Raw genomic sequence first — 19,705 nt, 5'->3', positions numbered from 1 at the left:
TCGGTCAATAAAAAACCTGCCGACAGGCAGGTTTTCGTCGAGAATATTGGTTGATTTTCTGTAACCTCAGTGAATCACAAGATTCGGTAACCAAGTCACCAGATCAGGGAAAATCATACAAATAACCAGAACAATAAACTGTACGGTAATAAACGGTAATACCGATTTGTACAAATCCATCATTGTCACACCTTTCGGTGCAATCCCTTTGAGATAGAACAACGCAAAACCGTAAGGCGGCGTCTGAACGGCAATCACAATATTCAGAATCATCAGCACACCGAACCAAATCGGATCGTAACCAAGCGACACAGCAACCGGAGTGAATATCGGAGCACACATCAACACAATGATAAATTCATCGATAATGAACCCTAGTAACAGCATGATCAGCTGGAACATGATGATGATCATGATCGGTGGCAAGTCCAACTCTTGGGTAAATCCGGACACCATACCTTGAATTCCCATCAACAAATGGAAATTACTGAAAACCGATGCACCGAGAATAATCCACATCGCTACGCTCACCAGCATCGCGGTTTGCATCCCCGAACGTCTTAATATTTCCGGTTTAAAGCGCTTAAACAGGATCGACAACAAGATCGCTCCCATTACACCCAATGCACCGGATTCGGTCGGTGTCGCAATCCCTGCGATAATACTGCCGAGAACCACCACAATCAAAGCGAGTGACGACGCACCGTCCCGGATGGTCTTAAACAGCTCGTACCCCTTAGGTATCTGAATATCGTTGTCAGAATCAAGCGGAGCTCGTTCAGGACGCAATTTACAGGAGATAATCACATAAGTAATCAACAGGACAATCGTGATCAGTGCAGGGATCATCGCTCCCAAGAACATTTTGCCAACTGAGTTTTGCGTCGCAGAAGCAAACATGATCATTGGAATACTCGGTGGAATCAGAATCCCCAGAGAGCCACCAGCCATAATCACCCCAAGCGCAAGCTTCTTATCATAGCCGCGATCAAGCATTGGTTTGAGCGCAATACTACTGGAAGTCATGATACCGGCACCGATGATGCCAACCATGGCACCAATCATAGAACAAACCCCAATCACACTAATGGCCAAAGACCCGCGCAACCGGCCGATAACTAACTGACTGGCATTAAACATCGCGTCCCCAATCCCGGAACGGGTTAGGATCTGTCCCATATAAATATAAAGCGGAATCGCTAACAGAATAAAATTAAAAAATGTGCTTTCAACAGTTGTCGGCACAATGTTAAACAGCGCTTCTCCCCAGACTAGGTAACCGACACCCATGGCAATACCACCCAATGCCAGCCCCACTTGTGCACCTAACACAAAAGCAGTCAGAATACATGCCAGCAAAACAAGGGTTAACATCTCAATTCCCATTTGGATTCTCCTTGTCAAAAACGGACTTCTCTACCTGAGGATGCTCTGCACGAAAGGGCTCATCATCTAAACTGACATGGAAAGGCTCATCATCTAAACTGACATGGAAAGGCTCATCATCTAAACTGACATGGAAAGGCTCATCATCTAAACTGACATGGAAAGGCTGCTCATCTAAGCTGATATGTGAATGCACGGTTCCGCTTAATTCACGTCCTGTCACGAGGAAGAATAAATTACTGATCACTTCAGTCGAATATTGTGCAACAAAAATGCTCGCAGAGACGGTAATCATCAGCCAGAAATGATACATCTGTGGGGCCCATTCACTCTGGGTTCTGTAATTATACTGAAGGCTTTCCAGAAACATGCCATAACAAGTTTTGATCATGACCACTAAGAATCCCATTGCCAGAACCGCAGTAATCAGGTCAAAAATCCGGCGAGTCTTTTCCGAGACTTTTCCGTGGACGATGTCTACGTTAATGTGTGCTTCACGCTGCTGCGCATACGCACCACCTAATGCGGCAATATATCCAAACAGAAAAAGTGACGTGTCATATCCCCAAATGGTTGGCTTATCAATCACATAACGAGCAAAGACTTCGTAGGCAACAATACTGGCTAATACAGGAAGCAGATATGAAACCGAACGCCCGATTAGGCCAACAACATATCTGACTAACTGGCAATATCCTCTTAAAATTGGTTCAACCATATAAACTCCCAAACCAATCAAGGTGAATCATCAGACTCACCTTGATTATTCCTTGTTACTGCTTGTTCAGGATATCAACAAGCTGTTTTGAATAAGGGTCGTCACTGGCATATTCCTGCGCAAGTGACATCCCCGCTGCTTTCCAAGCTTTTTTGTCTGCTTCAGATGGCTCAGGACTCCATTTCAGTCCTTTTGCTTCCATCTCCGCCACGGCCTGAGATTCCCACAGTTTCGATTTCGTCAACTGCTCAATCGCATGTTCGGCTGTTGCACCTTTCACAATCGCTTGCAGATCTTTCGGTAATTTATTCCATGCTTTTTGATTGACAATAATCGGTAGAACCTGAGCGCCGGCAATCGGCAACGGATACATATATTTTGCGACTTCCACATGGTTACCATCGCGGTGGTCAATCATGTTTGAACCGATAGAACCATCGATGACACCTGTTGCCAGTGAGGTATAGATTTCACTCCAAGACAGAGAAACCGGCGCAGCACCGAGGTTACGCAGGAACTTACCATAGGCACCCGGAGCACGAATTTTCATCCCTTTAAAATCAGCAATCGAGTTGATCGGTTTTTTGGTAATAATATAAACAGGGGGCTGAATATAAGGTTCTAGCCAGACGATCCCCTGAGAGGCATAGGCTTTTTTCAAGACGTCGCCCCAACCACGCTCATGAAATAATGTCATGAGCTCACTGGCATCCGACGTACCGCCGGGCAAACCGACCTCCACAACCCCAGCAGGAAACTCCCCCGCATGCATCGGTTGGAAAGGTGCCCCCATGGTAATCAGACCGGAACGGACAGCGCTTAAGATACCACTGGTACCCACACCTTCACCGGAGTACAGTACTTGCACAGCAATACGGCCATTGGACATGGTTTCAATATTTTTAGCCAAGTCTTCATAAACTGCACCAAATGCAGTACCGCGGCCATATAGATTTGCAAACCGCCAATTATATTCAGCGGCAAAACTGACCGTAGAACTCGCAAGTGCACTGATACCCAGCGTGACCGCCAGTAATGTCTTCGCAAGCTTCTTTCCCTTTAACTTAAACATAGAAATTCCTCTTCCTGTGTCGTTACTTGTTTGTTACTGATTTGTTTCACAGATTAATATGAAGAAAGCAAAACCAAAGCAATAGAACCAGAAAGACAATTTGTATGGTACCAGCCAGCAACTTATCGCTGGTACCACACAATTGATCTAACTGGTACTTCGGATGGTGTCATTTTTAGATCTACCATTCTCCTACAGCTAACAAGAGAGATACAATGATGGACCAAATTGTTAACAAAAACTTACTCAAAGCAACGTGTCCTTTTAGTGAAGATGCGATTGCAGTCCTCAATCCGGCAACCGATGAGACGCTGACTTACATTCCTTCGGTTCAGACAACGGATATCCTCACTTTGATTGAGAAATCAAAGCTGGCTCAACAAGCATGGCAACAACGTTCAGCCGCAGAAAGATCTGCCATTTTAAAGCGCTGGTATGATCTTGTGGTTGAAAACAGTGATGATCTCGCCAGAATAATGACCCTCGAACAAGGGAAACCCTTGGCGGAAGCTAAAGGCGAAGTCATGTACGGTGCATCTTTCATTCAGTGGTTTGCAGAAGAAGGTAAACGCACCTACGGCGATACCATTCCGGCACCAACATCGAACAAACGTTTAATGACCATTAAACAGCCGGTTGGTGTGGCTGCTGCGATCACGCCTTGGAATTTCCCCATCGCGATGATCACCCGTAAAGCAGCCCCTGCGCTGGCGGCTGGATGTAGTTTTATCGTCAAACCCGCCAACCAAACACCACTTTCTGCTTATGCAATTGCAGAATTAGCGTACGAAGCCGGATTGCCAAAAGAGCTGTTAATCGTGGTCAACAACCACTCTTCAGTGGCCGTCGGTGATATTTTCTGTAGTCACGATGACATCAAAAAATTGTCTTTCACCGGGTCAACTCAGGTCGGAAGTCACCTCATCAAACAGTGTGCAGAAACGGTTAAGCGCACCTCGATGGAATTAGGTGGCAACGCACCATTCATCGTGTTTGATGACGCGGATATCGATGAAGCAGTCAAAGGAGCGATCGCCTCAAAATTCCGTAATGCGGGGCAGACTTGTGTGTGTGCAAACCGCTTCTATGTCCAGGACAGCGTTTACGATCAATTCGTTGAAAAATTTGCCGCAGCCGTAGCAGACCTGAAAGTCGGTAATGGCGTAGACCCCGGCGTAGTGATTGGCCCGCTGATCGATATCAAAGCGAAAAACAGTGTGTTGGGCTACATCAATAGAGCCGTTGAACAAGGAGCAAAAATCGCATTTGGCGGCCGCTCTCTGGAAGGTCTCTTTGTGGAACCGACCATTTTGACAGAAGTCACTCAGGATATGGAGATTGTACACACCGAATTATTCGGTCCGGTTGCTCCGATTGTTCGCTTTACCAACGACGATGAACTGGTCGAAAAAGCCAACGATACGATTTACGGATTAGCCAGTTACTTCTACACCAAGACATTGAATCGTGCATTTCGTATTGCCGAACAGCTTGAATACGGCATGGTTGGAATTAATGAAGGCATTATCTCCAATGAAGTCGCACCATTCGGTGGCGTAAAACAATCCGGTTTTGGCCGGGAAGGTGCCAAACAAGGTATTGATGAATATCTCAATGTCAAGTATCTCTGTTTTGGTGGCTTCTGACATCTCACAATAACTACTGTTTGAATGTGAAGGAATAAAAACTCATGACGAATATGGAATGGCAAGCCCGTAAGGAAAAAGTAGTCGCAAAAGGGATGGCTAATTTGGCACCGATCTACGCGGCGAGTGCTAAAAATGCGATCATCACAGATATCGAAGGCAAAACCTATATCGACTTTGCCGCTGGGATTGCCGTGAATAATACCGGGCACTCTCACCCACAGATTATTGAAGCCGTTAAAAAACAGTTGGACAACTTCAGTCATACCTGTTCAATGGTAACGCCTTACACCAGCTTTGTTGAACTGGCTGAAAAAATCGTTGCAAAAACACCAGGGAATTTTGACAAAAAAGCGGCATTCGTGACCACCGGTGCTGAAGCGATAGAAAATGCAGTGAAAATTGCGCGGGCACATACGGGCCGTTCAGGCATCATTGCCTTTAAAGGTGGCTTCCATGGACGGACAAACATGTGTATGGGACTCACCGGAAAAGTGGCGCCCTACAAAGCTGGTTTTGGGCCATTCCCGAATGAAATCTATCACTTGCCATTCCCGAATGCCTATCATGGAATAAGTGAAGCACAAAGCCTGAGTGCTTTGGACGATTTATTCGCTTGTGACATCGAACCGAGCCGTATCGCAGCTATCATTTTCGAACCGATTCAGGGAGAAGGTGGTTTCTATCAGGCACCGGCATCCTGGGCACGTAAAATCCGCGAAGTTTGTGATAAACACGACATCGTTTTAATTTGTGACGAAATTCAGACCGGCTTTGCCCGAACCGGCAAAATGTTTGCGACAGAATACCTCGGTATTGAGGCAGACCTGATCACCATGGCCAAAGGTATTGCCGGGGGGTTCCCGCTGTCCGGTGTTGTCGGTAAAGCAGATATTATGGATGCCGCCAATCCCGGTGGTGTCGGCGGAACCTATGCCGGTTCACCGCTCGCTTGTGTCGCGGCGTTAGAAGTACTCGATATCATTGAGAAAGAAAATCTCTGTGAAGCAGCGCAACATATTGGTTTACTATTTAAGGAACAATTGACTGAATTACAAAAAGAGATTCCTCAAATTGGTGATATCCGTCAAGTCGGCGCGATGATTGCAATCGAGTTCAATGATCCTGACAATGGTGCTCCACTTGCTGACCTGACCAAACAACTTGTGGTAAAAAGTAACCATGCTGGTGTGATTTTGTTATCTTGTGGTGTGAAAGGAAATGTGATTCGCTTCCTGCCACCATTGACGATTGAGCCAGAGCTGATCGTCAAAGGCCTTGAAATCATCAAAGCAGAATTACAAGCGTTGCTCGCTCACTAAATACATTCAGCGAAGATACGGTCACACTTTCATGTCCGTATCTTCGTTGTCTCACTCGGATTAGTCAGCGGTGCAAGAAACAGTTGTAGGAGCCGTATGCTAAGCCAGTATATCCACCTTGACCCGCAAGATTCGAAGACCCTGCAAGATCAAATAAAAAGTAGTCTTGCCAAAGCGATCTTCGATGGCTTCATTCCTAAGCAATCTCCCCTTGCCTCTTCACGAAAGCTAGCAAAAGATCTTCATGTTTCCAGAAACACCATTTTGCGCGTTTACGAGCAACTGACTGAAGAAGGGATCCTCGTTTCTATTGAGCGCAAAGGCTATTTTGTCAATCCATCACTGAATATTTCCGTCACACTGCCCGCTTCGGCAACGCCACAAGAGCAATCCACCCGACTCGATTGGAGCCGCTATTTAATCTCTGAAAATCGGGTCTCTGAACTCGAAGCCAAAGATCTCAAAAATTATGCTTATCTCTTTGTCAGTGGTGTTGTTGATGAGGACTTATTCCCCGTTTCTGAATGGCGTAAATGTAGCATTCAGTCACTCAATCGTATCAATCATCGCACTTGGACATCGAATGACTCAGACTATGATGATCTGATTGAACAGATCCGTACACGTGTGTTGACCAAGCGGGGCATATTTGTCAATCGAGATAATATCGCCATCACGCTCGGATGTCAGAACAGCCTGTATTATCTGTCAAAACTGCTCCTCTCTGCTGACGCCTCAATTGCAGTTGAGAATCCCGGTTATCCCGAGGCATTGCATCAGTTTCAGGCCAGACGTGCTCAGATCGTGCCGATCAATGTCGATCAAGAAGGCATGGTGATTGATGAGCGTGTCACCAACTGCCAACTGGTTTATACCACACCGAGCAATCAATTCCCGACCACAGTGCGCCTGTCTGCCACTCGTCGCCGTCAACTTCTCGCACTGGCAGAAGAGCATGACTTATTGATTATTGAAGATGACTTTGAACATGATATTAATTTCATTGAAGACACCTGTCCGCCCCTGAAAAGTGAATCATCCAGTGAGCGCATTATCTATATCTCCAGTTTTTCTTCGACGATTGCACCGGGGTTAAGACTGGGATATATCGTCGCACCGGCCCCTTTGATCTCACAAATCAAAGCACTTCAGTTCAGAACACATAGCTTGCCGCCGAAGAATAATTGTCAAACCCTCGCGCTGTTTCTGAGCCTTGGATATTACGATGCATTGGCTCAGAAAATGCTCAAACGCTATCGGGAAAAATGGCTGACCATGGAAAAGGCTCTGAACTACTATTTCCCCCAGTCAGGTGTGACGCCTTCATTGGCAGGTACAGCTTTCTGGATCGACTATAAACAGGGATTCGATGCCGGGAGATTTGAACAACTGGCCGAACAGCATGGTATTTTGATCAACAATGGTGCCAAATACTATTACTGTGATGAACGGACCAATAGCTTCCGGCTATGTTTCCAATCCATCAGAACCGAACAAATCCGGGAAGGGGTTGCTCTGCTTTCCCAAATTGCCAAACAAGTGATGCCGATCGAAACCCTACAGGAATGTCAGCAGCCTCCGCTCAGTGGCAGAGCTATTCGTCATCTACTGAAAAATCAGACGCTCTTAACCAAAGACTGCTTTAATATTCCTTACCGAATCACCTTTCAGGCTGATGGTAAAATGACTGGTATCTCTGACCGTCCCAATGACATAGATGAGGGCTATTGGTGGGTCGAACACGATCAGTTTGTCTACCAATGGCGTAACTGGCAATTCTCAGATATCCGAAGAATCACTATCGTTGTAGAAAACGGAGAAGTGAAACGATTTGATGAAGATGGCTACTTTATTGGTGAAGCACAATTGATATCTAATCAGATTAGATAAATATAAAAAAACCGGCTGTAATGCCGGTTTGGATTGATTCTGTTTTTGCCGCAATCATCAATGAGATTACGCACGGAGTGCTCGTTCACGGCGAGCGATACCGACGACCCCACTGCGAGCCACCTCTAGCACTTCTGTCACTTCTGAAATAGCTTCAATAAAAGCATCAAGTTTTTCGGTTGCTCCGGCCATCTGAACCGTATACTGACTACTGGTAACATCGACGATCTGACCTCTGAAAATGTCCGTCGTCCGTTGCACTTCTGCCCGTGCTGCCCCACTGGCTCTGACTTTCACCAGCATCAATTCCCGTTCAATATGTTCAAACTCTGACACTTCCTGAACTTTCAATACATCAATCAACTTGTGAAGCTGCTTCTGGATCTGTTCCAGCTCCATCGCGTTGGTTTTAGTCGTGATATTAAGACGAGACAACGTCTCATCATCAGTGGGGGATACATTCAACGTTTCAATATTGAAACCACGCTGGGAAAACAGCCCGACCACGCGAGACAAAGCACCGGGTTGGTTCTCCATTAATACTGAAATAATGCGTCTCATCAGGTTCTCTCCGTTTTGCTCAACCACATTTTGTCCATCCCTTCGCCTTTAATCTGCATCGGATAAACATGCTCTGTTTCATCGACATTGATATCCACAAACACCAGACGATCTTTCAGATCCAGTGCTTTTTTCAATCCGGCTTCTAGCTCATCCGGTGTTGAGATACGAATACCGACATGCCCATAAGCTTCGGCGATTGCAGCAAAGTCCGGCACAGAACTCATATATGAATTCGAGTGACGTCCCTGATAAATGATATCCTGCCACTGTTTTACCATTCCCAAGAAACGGTTATTCAGATTGATGATCTTGACCGGTATATCATATTGAAGTGCGGTCGACAGCTCTTGAATATTCATCTGAATACTTCCGTCCCCGGTCACCACGACCACTTCCTCTTCCGGATGAGAGAATTTGACCCCCATCCCCGCAGGCAAACCAAATCCCATCGTGCCCAAACCACCGGAATTGATCCAGCGACGTGGCTTGTTAAACGGGTAATAAAGTGCCGCAAACATTTGATGTTGGCCGACATCGGAAGCGACATAGGCATTTCCTCCGGTCAACCGATGGAGTGTTTCGATCACTTGCTGCGGTTTGATCCGCTCACTGGACTTCTGATAGGCAAGACACTGACGATCCCGCCAAACTTGAATATCTTTCCACCATTGTGCCAACGCTTCCGCATCATTCGAGCCCCCCTGCTCAACCAGCAATTTCAACATGGTTTCTAAAACCTTCTCTGCTGAGCCGACAATCGGTAAATCCGCCGGGACATTCTTCGAAATCGAAGACGGGTCAATATCAATATGCATGATTTTGGCGTTGGGACAGTATTTTTCCAGATTATTGGTGGTTCGGTCATCAAACCGGACACCAATACCAAAAATCAAATCGGCATGATGCATCGCCATATTGGCTTCATAAACACCATGCATGCCCAACATTCCCAGCGCATTGGCATGAGTGCCGGGGAAAGCCCCCAGCCCCATCAGTGTACTGACCACCGGCAAATTCAAGGTTTCCGCTAACTGAAGAATTTGCTTATCCGCACCGGAAATAACCGCCCCACCACCAACATATAGAACTGGTTTTTTCGCATCTAACAACGCTTTAAGTGCTTTCTTAATCTGCCCTTTATGTCCACTGGTAGTCGGATTATAAGAGCGCATCTTGATGGTTTTCGGATATTGATAAGGCAATTTGACCTGAGGATTCATGACATCTTTCGGCAAATCAATAACCACTGGGCCTGGGCGACCGGTCGAAGCAATATAGAATGCTTTTTTAATTGTTTCGGGAATATCTTCAGCTTTTTTAACCAAAAAGCTATGTTTCACAATCGGCCGGGAAACCCCAACGATATCACACTCCTGAAATGCATCATTGCCAATCAAACTGTTAGGGACATTGCCTGATATGACGATCATGGGAATAGAATCCATATAAGCTGTCGCAATACCGGTCACGGTATTCGTTGCACCGGGACCGGAGCAAACCAGCACGACACCCGGTTTACCGGTCGAGCGTGCATAACCGTCAGCCATATGTGTTGCCGCCTGTTCATGACGAACGAGGACATGCTTGATTTGGTCGGTTTTTTCATGAAGGGCATCATAGATATCAAGCACGGATCCACCGGGATAACCAAAAATCTGCTCGACACCTTCTTCGATCAGAGACTGAACAACCATCTCTGCACCGGATAGCATTACCATATTATTCTCCTTACCAGTCACTGTATCCCGAGGTCAGTTCAACAGTCTGGTTGGTTACATAGTCTAGGGCTTATTCGTAGCCTAATCGAAATCGATTCGCTAATGGCTATGTCCTTGCGGGGTCATAACACCACAAGGGTTAGAGCAACTTTACTCGCTTCAGAAAGATTGGTCTATTCGGTTTCCCGTCGCATTTTACTGAAAATGTTGCTTATGGATATTCTTGAAGAGTTCTCTACGGGAAACACTCTCATAATCAGATGACTATGTCAGGCCTACAAACAAAAAAGACATAAAATATTTATTTCATGTAAAAAAGGTCATCAAGATGCTAAAGAAGAAACGAATCTGTTGATACAAAGTAAGTGTTCTGACGTTCAACGGTTCTTAAGAGGGAAAGTCCGACGAGGAGAGAAAAAAGAAAGGCAGCAACAAACAGATGTTGCCTTCTCTATTTTCATCGATCCGGCAACATCAAATACAGGTTAGTTTGTCGTAGATTTACCGACAATTTCACTACAAATCATCATGAGTTGCCCTCTCAACCAACCATGCCCTTTATCTTTTTCATTCGATTCGTGCCAGCTCAAGTAACCACTGATTTTTTTACGTTCAAATGGTAAGGCAATAGTTTGAAGTTGCTCTCTATTCGGTGACGCTTCCACCAACCAGCTTGGTGCGATGGTAATCAATTCTGACTGGCTCACAACATAAAGCACATTACTTAAGCTTGTCCCTTCATAATGGGAATGGCAATCGATATCCCGGTAAGCCTGTTCACTGAAACTACGGATACCATGCGCTTGAGAGAGCTTCGCATGTTGCTCTTCAATCACTTGTGCTGGGGTAATCGTCCCTTGGATACGAGGGTGTTGCTTAGAGGCAACAATCACCAGTTCATCTTGGAATATTTCGGTGCTACAGAAGCCGGATTCTTCAAAACGAGCATAGTCAATGACAAAATCAACTTCCTGATAACGTAACCGCTCAGCAAGTTGTTGGTTCGAGTCTGCTTCCAAATGCAATTGCACCTGAGGTGCCTGATCGTGAATCGATGAGAAAATCTTCGGCGCGAAGCGCAAATCATTCGGACTACAAATAGCCAGATTAAACTGTCTGGTTGAAGATTCAGGCGTAAAGACTGAATTTGGCAGTTCATTACGAATTAACTGTAATGCTTGGCGAACCGGGCCAAAAAGCTGCCGGGCGCGCTGGGTAGGCTGAATGCCTCGTCCCTGCCGCATGAAGAGTTCATCATTAAACATCACTTTCAGACGAGCCACAGCGTTACTGACCGCAGGCTGAGACATCCCTAGATTATGTGCTGCCCGAGTAATATTTTGTTCTTGCATCACCGCATCAAATACAGTGAGCAAATTCAAATCAACGCCTCGTAGCGTACTTTCCATCCGATAGCTGGCGACTGGTTGGATAACTTCTTTTTTTTCTAACATTAGAATGCCTCTTGTTTTGCTTCAGTCATCACTTTCGTTATCCCTCGCGGGATAGCACTCTTGTCAGGTGAAGTGACATACATCAGATAAAGTGACTCAACGTGATTCTATTTTGAACAACCTATTGATAAATCGTATAAGTAGGCTGTGCAATTAACTATCTTTTAATTGATATACAAAAGGCAACTGGATTGATAAAAAGTCAGTTTATTTTACCTCATTTTGAAAAATAACCTTAAAAATCAGATTATTAAAAAAACATCAAAAAAGATAAAATCGCGGTTTTTATAGTATTCACAAAATTAATTGACGCATGTTATAGGTTTACAGCAAAAAATCGATAACTATTCACGTCATATATAACAAGTGAAATAGATTAATTATGATCAATGATTGAGGTGAATTACACCATCACATAATCCGGAAAGTTGACCTGTTTCCAGAGTGAATGACACAATTGCTGATGGCTATCCCAGCGCCCCTGAACCACCCATTCAGCAATGGCCTGCGCAACATCGGGATAGACGACTCGTTCTGCATTCGGCTCATCGAGCCACTGCCGAATTACGGCCACATCAAGCGATTCCATTGCAGAAGCTAGTCCCAGAATTTCAAGTGTCGCCACATTACTCTGTTGCTCAAATTGGCCCATCAAAGGTTTGAGTAGTAATTTTTTGCCATATGACATGGCTTCAGAAGGGAGTTCAAAACCACCATTGGCAATCACGCCGGCACAACAACGTAAATGCTCTTGGAAGCGTTCATGACATAACGGATGAAATGTCATGTTCTCTGTCTGTTTCATCTCATCAATCATCGGGTGATAACAGACAAACTGATAGTGACCGAAACGAAAGAACAGATCCATAATCGATTCCAGTGATTCGAATGGAAGATAGATTAAAACGAAAGGTTGATTTTCTGCTGCCGCTCCTCCGGTATGGATGATCGGCGGTAGAATTGGATGTTCAAAGTGATACCAGTGCAACCCGAGATAATGATCTGCGGGGGCGAAATTGGTAATAATTTTCTTATCGAGCCAGTTGGCGCCTTTTAACGGCACCGGATAGCGAAAAGCATTCTGATGACTGAGACTGATACAGGTCTTGCGCTGTAATTTTGCGGCCCATGACGTAATCGGCTCAAAATCGCTGATCACTAAATCATAAGAGCTGAGATCAAGCTGGCGAATATCAGAAATCAATTGGCCGAAGCGGTTCTCTCTGGCTGTTTTTAAATAATTGACCCGTCCTTTTTCGGTCATAAACGTCAACCCACGGCGAGTTTGATAATTGCCAAAACAGTCCATTGAAAAATATTTATCTTTCTCTCTGCCGCTGAAAATAAAATCGACATCAACATGATATTGCCGGAGTGCATGACTCATTGCTCTGGCTCGTGCCGTATGACCGTTCCCTGTCCCCTGAACACCATAGAGAATTTTCAAATCATCCACTCCGTAACCAGTTGACCAGCTTGTGCACAACTTGTTCCTAATAAAGCACCAATCAGTACATCCGTGAAGAAATGAACCCCCAGCAAAATACGAGCGGCACCAATACACCCCGCCCATATAAACACCATCACTGACAATGATGGATAAAACGAAGCAATGAGTGTCGCCATCAGAAATGCGGCACTCGTATGTCCAGAGGGTAAGCTAAACCGATCAGAAGGTGTAATATAAGCAATAACTCTTGAGGAGAATTCTTGAGGGCGACGCCGTTGAAAAATATTTTTAAACAACCAATAAAGCGGCAACTCAATCAGAAATGAGATCAACCCTGTGACGAGCAATGCCAGTCCTGCAATATCATCAACCCAAAAAGCAGCGCCACCGATGACAACATATAAATGACCGTCTCCAGTATGGGATACCGCTCGGCTGATACGTGCCAATGGATAACTGAATCTGTGTTGTAGACAGAACAGTGACAAGGCCAGATCAAATTTCACAATCGGTTCAATAACTCTCATGACTGCATTCCTATCGTTCAACCCCTTTATACTCAAGACACTAATCAGCCCAGATGACAGCGGTGTGACTATTTGTTGTCGAAACCATGAATATTGTTGGATAAACCCAGCTAGTGAACCAGCCGGACTTCCCGACAGTATTCAGGGGGAAGGCGATGTTCAGCAAGGAATGGAAAGTGTCAGAACCGTATACCGGGAGACGAAAACAGGAAAGCAGTTCTTGAGCGGTCAGTAAGCGCTCTCATGACCATGTCAGGGCAATGTCGCTTGATATAAGATCACATCCGATCATAGTGATACAATGAATATGACTTGCTGACCGAACAGGTACTACCAATAAATATACAATTTGGGGTTGACGTAATGTATCAGGTGCGGTACTAATTTGTTATTGAATTTTGTGGAAAGTAAATGAATATGACATTTAAAACTTCTCTCCTGCTAGGCCTACTCCTTATCGTGTATCAATCGCGCGGGTAGCCTGTGGACAGAAGACACCACAAAGAATCACAAAAACCCGCATCGAAATGCGGGTTTTTTTATAGCTGAAAGCACTTTACAAAAGAAAATATTAAGTGAGCAAACACAACCACTTACCGGTCTAGGAGCCAGCCAATATGAACGATCAGGTCATTATCTTCGATACAACCTTGCGGGACGGAGAACAAGCATTATCTGCCAGTTTAACGGTGAGAGAAAAATTACAAATTGCCTATGCTCTGGAACGACTGGGAGTGGATGTGATCGAAGCAGGGTTTCCGGTTTCCTCTCCGGGCGATTTCGAATCGGTACAAACCATCGCCAAGAACATTAAAAACAGCCGAATCTGTGCCCTTTCCCGCGCAGTAGAAAAAGACATTGATGCTGCGGCTGAAGCCTTGAAAGTTGCCGAGGCATTCCGTATTCACACGTTTATTTCAACCTCAACCATACATGTTCAGGATAAACTTCGTCGTAGCTATGACCAAGTCGTAGAGATGGGTGTAAATGCAATCAAACATGCTCGTCGATATACGGATGATGTTGAGTTCTCTTGTGAAGATGCCGGACGCACACCAATCGATAATTTATGCCGAATGGTTGAAGCAGCAATTGATGCCGGAGCCAGAACAATTAATATCCCTGACACAGTTGGTTATACTGTTCCGGGTGAATTTGGTGGTATCATTCAGACATTATTCAATCGTGTTCCCAACATTGATAAAGCGATTATTTCTGTCCACTGTCACGATGATTTGGGGATGTCTGTTGCCAACTCTATCACCGCAGTTCAAGCCGGAGCCCGTCAGGTTGAAGGAACAATCAACGGGATCGGTGAACGTGCTGGAAACTGTGCACTGGAAGAAATCGCGATGATCATCAAAACCCGCCAAGAGTTTTTAGGCGTTCATACGGGTATCAAACACGATGAAATTCACCGGACAAGTAAAATGGTCAGCCAGATCTGTAATATGCCGATCCAAAGCAACAAAGCGATCGTTGGCGCCAATGCATTCAGTCATTCTTCCGGCATCCATCAGGATGGTATGCTGAAAAATAAAAATACCTATGAAATTATGACCCCAGAGTCGATTGGTCTGAAAAATCAGGCATTAAATCTGACTAGCCGTAGCGGCAGAGCTGCAGTGAAGAGTCATATGGATGCCATGGGTTATCAGGACGATGAGTACAATTTGGATGCACTTTATGAAGATTTCCTGAAACTTGCTGACCGCAAGGGGCAAGTGTTCGATTATGACTTAGAATCCCTGATGTACTTCTCCAACTTACGTGAAGAAGACGATTTCTACAAACTAAACTATCTGAGCGTTCAATCGGGCAGTGTGATGGCAACCACCACAATAAAACTGCAATGTGGTGATGAAGAAAAATGCGAGGCTGCTGTCGGCAACGGCCCAGTAGACGCATTGTACCAATGCATTTATCGTATTACCGGTTACGATATCGTCCTCGATAAATTCGATCTGACTGCAAAAGGAGAAGGTGAAGACGGTTTGGGACAGGCAGATATTATCGCCAACTACAAAGGCCGAAAATATCACGGAACAGGCATATCCACCGATATCGTTGAAGCTTCAGGAGAAGCACTATTGCACGTAATCAACAGTATTCAACGTGCCGATCAGATCGAAGTTATCAAAAAGAAAAAAATAGTCACAGTATAATAGCAACAATATAAGGTTCCTATGCGTTGGTCTCGTGGTATCACGCAGACCGAAGTAGGCAACTAAATCAATAAATACGAGAGTGAACAAGGACTCACATGACAGACAAGACTTATAAAATTGCAGTACTGCCCGGTGACGGCATCGGCCCGGAAGTCATGCAACAGGCTCATAAAGTACTTGATGCGATTCAAACAAAGCATAACATCGCTTTTGACCGTACCGAGTACGACGTTGGTGGGATTGCGATCGACAATCACGGCAGTCCACTTCCGGAACAAACGCTGAAAGGGTGTGAACAGGCGCAAGCGGTTCTGTTTGGTTCAGTCGGAGGACCAAAGTGGGAACATCTGCCGCCAAACGAGCAACCTGAACGCGGTGCTTTATTACCATTACGTAAGCATTTTCAACTGTTCTGCAACTTACGTCCGGCACAAATCCATCAGGGACTTGAAGCATTTTCGCCACTCCGTGCCGACATCTCTGCCAATGGTTTTGACATCGTCGTTGTACGCGAACTCACTGGAGGGATCTACTTTGGTCAACCCAAAGGTCGCGAAGGCGAAGGTGCCAATGAGAAAGCATTTGATACTGAAGTCTATCACCGCTATGAGATTGAACGTATTGCTAAAATTGCTTTTGAATCAGCCCGTTTACGTCGTAAGAAAGTGTGCTCAATTGATAAAGCAAATGTCCTGCAAAGCTCTATCTTATGGCGAGAAGTCGTGAGCGAAATCGGCAAAGATTATCCGGATGTCGAGCTATCTCATATGTACATCGATAACGCAACCATGCAGCTGATTAAAGATCCGGCTCAGTTCGATGTCATGCTATGTTCAAATATTTTTGGTGATATTCTCTCTGATGAATGTGCCATGATCACAGGTTCAATGGGAATGCTTCCTTCAGCCAGCCTGAATGAAAGCAATTTCGGACTGTATGAACCCGCAGGTGGAAGTGCGCCGGATATCGCAGGGAAAAATATTGCCAATCCGGTTGCTCAAATCCTATCGGCAGCATTAATGCTCCGTTACAGTTTGGGTGAAGAAGCGGCAGCTCAGGATATTGAGGAAGCCGTCAGCAAGGCATTATCCGCCGGAGAACTAACTGCTGATCTGGCAACCGATAAACCGGCACTGACAACCTCTGAAATGGGCGACAAAATTGCTGCCTATATATTAAGTGAAAAAGCTTAAGTGCATTAGCATGTGACCGAGATGAGTCTCGGTCCACGAACAAGTTCAAGGTAGAAGCAATGTCAAAAGCAAAAACATTATACGAAAAAATCTACGATGCACATGTCGTGGTTGCCGCTGAAGGTGAAAACCCGATTTTGTATATCGATCGTCATCTGGTTCATGAAGTCACGTCACCACAAGCTTTCGACGGACTCAGGGAAAAAGGCCGTTCAGTCCGTCAGGTCAACAAAACCTTTGCCACCATGGATCATAACGTCTCGACAACCACGAAAGATATCAGTGCTTCCGGTGAGATGGCTCAGATCCAGATGGAAACACTGTCGAAAAACTGTGAAGAATTCGGTGTCACACTTTACGATATCAATCACAAATATCAGGGTATCGTACACGTCATGGGCCCAGAGTTAGGCATTACCCTACCGGGAATGACCATTGTTTGCGGTGATTCCCATACCGCAACCCACGGTGCATTCGGCTCGCTGGCTTTCGGTATTGGTACTTCTGAGGTTGAACACGTACTTGCCACGCAAACACTCAAGCAAGCTCGTGCCAAAACCATGAAAATTGAAGTCCAGGGTAAGGTTGCGAAGGGCATCACTGCCAAAGACATCGTGCTGGCGATAATCGGTAAAACCACGGCCGCAGGCGGAACTGGATATGTTGTTGAATTTTGTGGCCAGGCGATCCGGGATCTGTCAATGGAAGGTCGAATGACTGTCTGTAATATGGCGATAGAACTGGGTGCCAAAGCTGGCTTAATAGCGCCGGATCAAACCACATTTGACTACATCAAAGGCCGAAAATTTGCTCCAACAGGTGAAAACTGGGACAAAGCTGTCGAATACTGGCAGACATTACAGTCTGACGACGGTGCAGAATATGATGCTGTGGTGACATTAGATGCAGCAGAGATTAAACCTCAGGTAACTTGGGGCACCAATCCGGGACAAGTGATCTCGATTGATGCACCAATTCCGACGCCGGAAAGCTTTACCGATTTAGTCGAGCAATCATCCGCGATCAAAGCGCTGAACTACATGGGGCTTGAAGGTGGCAAACTCCTTTCTGACTATAACGTCGATAAAGTGTTCATCGGTTCTTGTACCAATTCCCGAATTGAAGACATGCGCGCTGCTGCACAAATTGCTCAAGGTAAGCAAGTCGCATCGCACGTTCAGGCAATTGTTGTACCGGGGTCTGAACAGGTTAAAGCACAAGCAGAATCTGAAGGGTTGGATAAAATCTTTACCGATGCCGGGTTTGAATGGCGTTTACCGGGATGTTCCATGTGTCTGGCGATGAATAATGATCGTTTAGGGCCGGGGGAACGTTGTGCATCCACATCAAACCGAAACTTTGAAGGACGTCAAGGCCGAGATGGCCGCACGCACCTTGTCAGTCCTGCAATGGCAGCAGCGGCAGCAATCGCGGGACACTTTGTCGATATTCGTACACTAGAGCAAGGGGAATAATGATGTCAGGATTTAAAAAACATACAGGTTTAGTCGTTCCGCTGGATGCAGCGAACGTCGATACTGATGCGATTATTCCGAAGCAGTTTCTGCAAAAAGTAAACCGTATCGGTTTTGGTAAGCACCTTTTCCATGACTGGCGTTTTCTTGATGATGCGGGACAACAACCCAACCCTGACTTTGTGATGAATGCCCCCCGTTATCAGGGAGCAAGTATTCTACTGGCCCGTGAAAATTTCGGTTGCGGTTCATCCCGTGAACATGCGCCATGGGCTTTGGCTGATTACGGTATTCAGGTCATGATAGCACCAAGCTTTGCTGATATTTTTTACGGCAACTCAATCAACAACCAGATGGTGCCGGTTCGCCTGAAAGAAAGTGAAGTCGATGCACTTTTCAAATATGTTGAAGCCAATGAAGGTGCTGAGATTACCGTTGATCTGGAAGCAATGAAAGTTTCGGCAGATGGTCAAGAATACAGCTTTGAAATTGATGAGTTTCGTCGCCACTGTCTTCTGAACGGGCTGGATAATATCGGTCTGACACTGCAACACGAAGATAAAATTGCCGAGTATGAAGCGAAAATCCCAAGCTTCTTAAGTTAGCCCAAATACAAAGCCATTTTATGGAAGTGATGAAAAGCTGATGTATACATCAGCTTTTTCTTTATTGCCGCTCTTACATCCTGTTTCACCAGACGAAAAAAGCCCTGACATTGTCAGGGCTTTAAAATGAGTGTTTAGCAGTGACCTACTCTCACATGGGGAGACCCCACACTACCATCGGCGCAGTTTCGTTTCACTTCTGAGTTCGGCATGGAATCAGGTGGGTCCAAAACGCTATGGCCGCTAAACAAAATTTAATATTCGTTTATATACTGGTGCTGATACCCAGACTCGAACTGGGGACCTCATCCTTACCAAGGATGCGCTCTACCACCTGAGCTATATCAGCAAATTGGGTAATAGCTTGTCTCTACAGACATTTGCTAAATAGAGTATTACGCTGAACAGCTCCACTTAGATATTTCTCTCTAAATAAAGTCTTACCAACAACTGCTTTATTTAGGTTATCTTGGGGAGTGTGCAGCAGATTTTGAGCTGAGAAACGCAGCATACACAA

15 protein-coding genes, 1 tRNA gene and 1 rRNA gene are annotated in these 19,705 nt (G+C 45.4%); 7 read left to right on the top strand and 10 right to left on the bottom strand.

Annotation, left to right across the window (positions count from 1 at the left end; translation table 11 throughout):
* Positions 1–66: 66 nt before the first annotated feature.
* Genes AC55NX_RS03440 through AC55NX_RS03430 form a run of 3 tightly spaced genes read right to left on the bottom strand, consistent with a single transcriptional unit; the run spans position 67 to position 3,176 of the window.
* Positions 67–1,386: a TRAP transporter large permease gene (locus AC55NX_RS03440; protein WP_496994474.1), complete on the bottom strand. Its 1,320-nt coding sequence runs from the start codon at positions 1,384–1,386 to the stop codon at positions 67–69.
* Entirely contained in the window at positions 1,376–2,104 is a 729-nt protein-coding gene (locus tag AC55NX_RS03435; protein ID WP_496994473.1) for a TRAP transporter small permease subunit, read from the bottom strand. Before AC55NX_RS03435 ends, AC55NX_RS03440 begins: the two co-directional genes overlap by 11 nt.
* A gap of 55 nt (positions 2,105–2,159) precedes the next feature.
* Complete coding sequence (locus tag AC55NX_RS03430) at positions 2,160–3,176, bottom strand: TRAP transporter substrate-binding protein (RefSeq protein WP_496994472.1); 1,017 nt, start codon at positions 3,174–3,176, stop codon at positions 2,160–2,162.
* A gap of 218 nt (positions 3,177–3,394) precedes the next feature.
* On the opposite strand from AC55NX_RS03430, the gene AC55NX_RS03425 reads away from it, so the two are divergent.
* The 3 genes from AC55NX_RS03425 (at position 3,395) to pdxR (ending at position 8,034) form a co-directional block, all read left to right on the top strand.
* A complete protein-coding gene (locus AC55NX_RS03425) occupies positions 3,395–4,822 on the top strand; it encodes an NAD-dependent succinate-semialdehyde dehydrogenase (RefSeq protein ID WP_496994641.1) in 1,428 nt (475 codons plus the stop codon).
* 44 nt (positions 4,823–4,866) lie between these two features.
* Entirely contained in the window at positions 4,867–6,144 is a 1,278-nt protein-coding gene (gene gabT, locus AC55NX_RS03420; RefSeq protein WP_496994471.1) for a 4-aminobutyrate--2-oxoglutarate transaminase, read from the top strand.
* Positions 6,145–6,240: 96 nt separating this feature from the next.
* Positions 6,241–8,034 carry a MocR-like pyridoxine biosynthesis transcription factor PdxR gene (gene pdxR / locus AC55NX_RS03415; protein WP_496994470.1) on the top strand — a complete coding sequence of 598 codons (1,794 nt, stop codon included), beginning with the start codon at positions 6,241–6,243 and terminating at the stop codon, positions 8,032–8,034.
* Between the two features lie 66 nt (positions 8,035–8,100).
* Here pdxR and ilvN read toward each other — a convergent pair whose 3' ends face one another.
* The 5 genes from ilvN to AC55NX_RS03390 form a co-directional block, all read right to left on the bottom strand.
* On the bottom strand, positions 8,101–8,595 hold the full coding sequence (gene ilvN / locus AC55NX_RS03410) for an acetolactate synthase small subunit (protein WP_059119850.1): 495 nt from the start codon (positions 8,593–8,595) through the stop codon (positions 8,101–8,103).
* The gene (locus AC55NX_RS03405) at positions 8,595–10,316 is read right to left on the bottom strand and encodes an acetolactate synthase 3 large subunit (RefSeq protein ID WP_496994469.1); all 1,722 of its coding nucleotides are present in this window, start codon (positions 10,314–10,316) and stop codon (positions 8,595–8,597) included. The genes ilvN and AC55NX_RS03405 overlap by 1 nt, the downstream gene beginning before the upstream one ends.
* A gap of 485 nt (positions 10,317–10,801) precedes the next feature.
* Positions 10,802–11,770, bottom strand: coding sequence for a transcriptional regulator LeuO (gene leuO / locus AC55NX_RS03400; protein WP_496994468.1), 969 nt, complete (start codon positions 11,768–11,770; stop codon positions 10,802–10,804).
* A 403-nt stretch (positions 11,771–12,173) separates the two neighbouring features.
* The gene (locus AC55NX_RS03395) at positions 12,174–13,217 is read right to left on the bottom strand and encodes an MJ1255/VC2487 family glycosyltransferase (protein ID WP_496994467.1); all 1,044 of its coding nucleotides are present in this window, start codon (positions 13,215–13,217) and stop codon (positions 12,174–12,176) included.
* The gene (locus AC55NX_RS03390; RefSeq protein WP_496994466.1) at positions 13,214–13,747 is read right to left on the bottom strand and encodes a phosphatase PAP2 family protein; all 534 of its coding nucleotides are present in this window, start codon (positions 13,745–13,747) and stop codon (positions 13,214–13,216) included. The genes AC55NX_RS03395 and AC55NX_RS03390 overlap by 4 nt, the downstream gene beginning before the upstream one ends.
* A gap of 617 nt (positions 13,748–14,364) precedes the next feature.
* Here AC55NX_RS03390 and leuA point away from each other — a divergent pair.
* From leuA to leuD, 4 genes are all read left to right on the top strand, one after another.
* Positions 14,365–15,912: a 2-isopropylmalate synthase gene (gene leuA, locus AC55NX_RS03385; RefSeq protein WP_496994465.1), complete on the top strand. Its 1,548-nt coding sequence runs from the start codon at positions 14,365–14,367 to the stop codon at positions 15,910–15,912.
* A 98-nt stretch (positions 15,913–16,010) separates the two neighbouring features.
* Positions 16,011–17,108: a 3-isopropylmalate dehydrogenase gene (leuB, locus tag AC55NX_RS03380; RefSeq protein WP_496994464.1), complete on the top strand. Its 1,098-nt coding sequence runs from the start codon at positions 16,011–16,013 to the stop codon at positions 17,106–17,108.
* A gap of 59 nt (positions 17,109–17,167) precedes the next feature.
* Entirely contained in the window at positions 17,168–18,583 is a 1,416-nt protein-coding gene (gene leuC / locus AC55NX_RS03375; protein WP_496994463.1) for a 3-isopropylmalate dehydratase large subunit, read from the top strand.
* A gap of 2 nt (positions 18,584–18,585) precedes the next feature.
* On the top strand, positions 18,586–19,188 hold the full coding sequence (leuD, locus tag AC55NX_RS03370; protein ID WP_496994640.1) for a 3-isopropylmalate dehydratase small subunit: 603 nt from the start codon (positions 18,586–18,588) through the stop codon (positions 19,186–19,188).
* A 132-nt stretch (positions 19,189–19,320) separates the two neighbouring features.
* Here leuD and rrf read toward each other — a convergent pair.
* Together rrf and AC55NX_RS03360 are read right to left on the bottom strand one after the other, a co-directional pair.
* Positions 19,321–19,436, bottom strand: a 5S ribosomal RNA gene (rrf, locus tag AC55NX_RS03365).
* A gap of 25 nt (positions 19,437–19,461) precedes the next feature.
* A tRNA-Thr gene (locus AC55NX_RS03360) sits at positions 19,462–19,537 on the bottom strand.
* Positions 19,538–19,705: the final 168 nt, after the last annotated feature.

It is taken from the genome of Vibrio rubrogenes, from assembly GCF_059641415.1.
Note: the sequence above shows the minus strand (reverse complement) of the source record. Positions and strands in the feature narration are given on the sequence as shown.

Coding starts and splice junctions, on each gene's coding strand:
- AC55NX_RS03440 (WP_496994474.1), bottom strand. CDS start 1,386: ATGGGAATTGAGATGTTAACCCTTGTTTTGCTGGCATGTATTCTGACT.
- AC55NX_RS03435 (WP_496994473.1), bottom strand. CDS start 2,104: ATGGTTGAACCAATTTTAAGAGGATATTGCCAGTTAGTCAGATATGTT.
- AC55NX_RS03430 (WP_496994472.1), bottom strand. CDS start 3,176: ATGTTTAAGTTAAAGGGAAAGAAGCTTGCGAAGACATTACTGGCGGTC.
- AC55NX_RS03425 (WP_496994641.1), top strand. CDS start 3,395: ATGGACCAAATTGTTAACAAAAACTTACTCAAAGCAACGTGTCCTTTT.
- gabT (WP_496994471.1), top strand. CDS start 4,867: ATGACGAATATGGAATGGCAAGCCCGTAAGGAAAAAGTAGTCGCAAAA.
- pdxR (WP_496994470.1), top strand. CDS start 6,241: ATGCTAAGCCAGTATATCCACCTTGACCCGCAAGATTCGAAGACCCTG.
- ilvN (WP_059119850.1), bottom strand. CDS start 8,595: ATGAGACGCATTATTTCAGTATTAATGGAGAACCAACCCGGTGCTTTG.
- AC55NX_RS03405 (WP_496994469.1), bottom strand. CDS start 10,316: ATGGTAATGCTATCCGGTGCAGAGATGGTTGTTCAGTCTCTGATCGAA.
- leuO (WP_496994468.1), bottom strand. CDS start 11,770: ATGTTAGAAAAAAAAGAAGTTATCCAACCAGTCGCCAGCTATCGGATG.
- AC55NX_RS03390 (WP_496994466.1), bottom strand. CDS start 13,747: ATGAGAGTTATTGAACCGATTGTGAAATTTGATCTGGCCTTGTCACTG.
- leuA (WP_496994465.1), top strand. CDS start 14,365: ATGAACGATCAGGTCATTATCTTCGATACAACCTTGCGGGACGGAGAA.
- leuB (WP_496994464.1), top strand. CDS start 16,011: ATGACAGACAAGACTTATAAAATTGCAGTACTGCCCGGTGACGGCATC.
- leuC (WP_496994463.1), top strand. CDS start 17,168: ATGTCAAAAGCAAAAACATTATACGAAAAAATCTACGATGCACATGTC.
- leuD (WP_496994640.1), top strand. CDS start 18,586: ATGTCAGGATTTAAAAAACATACAGGTTTAGTCGTTCCGCTGGATGCA.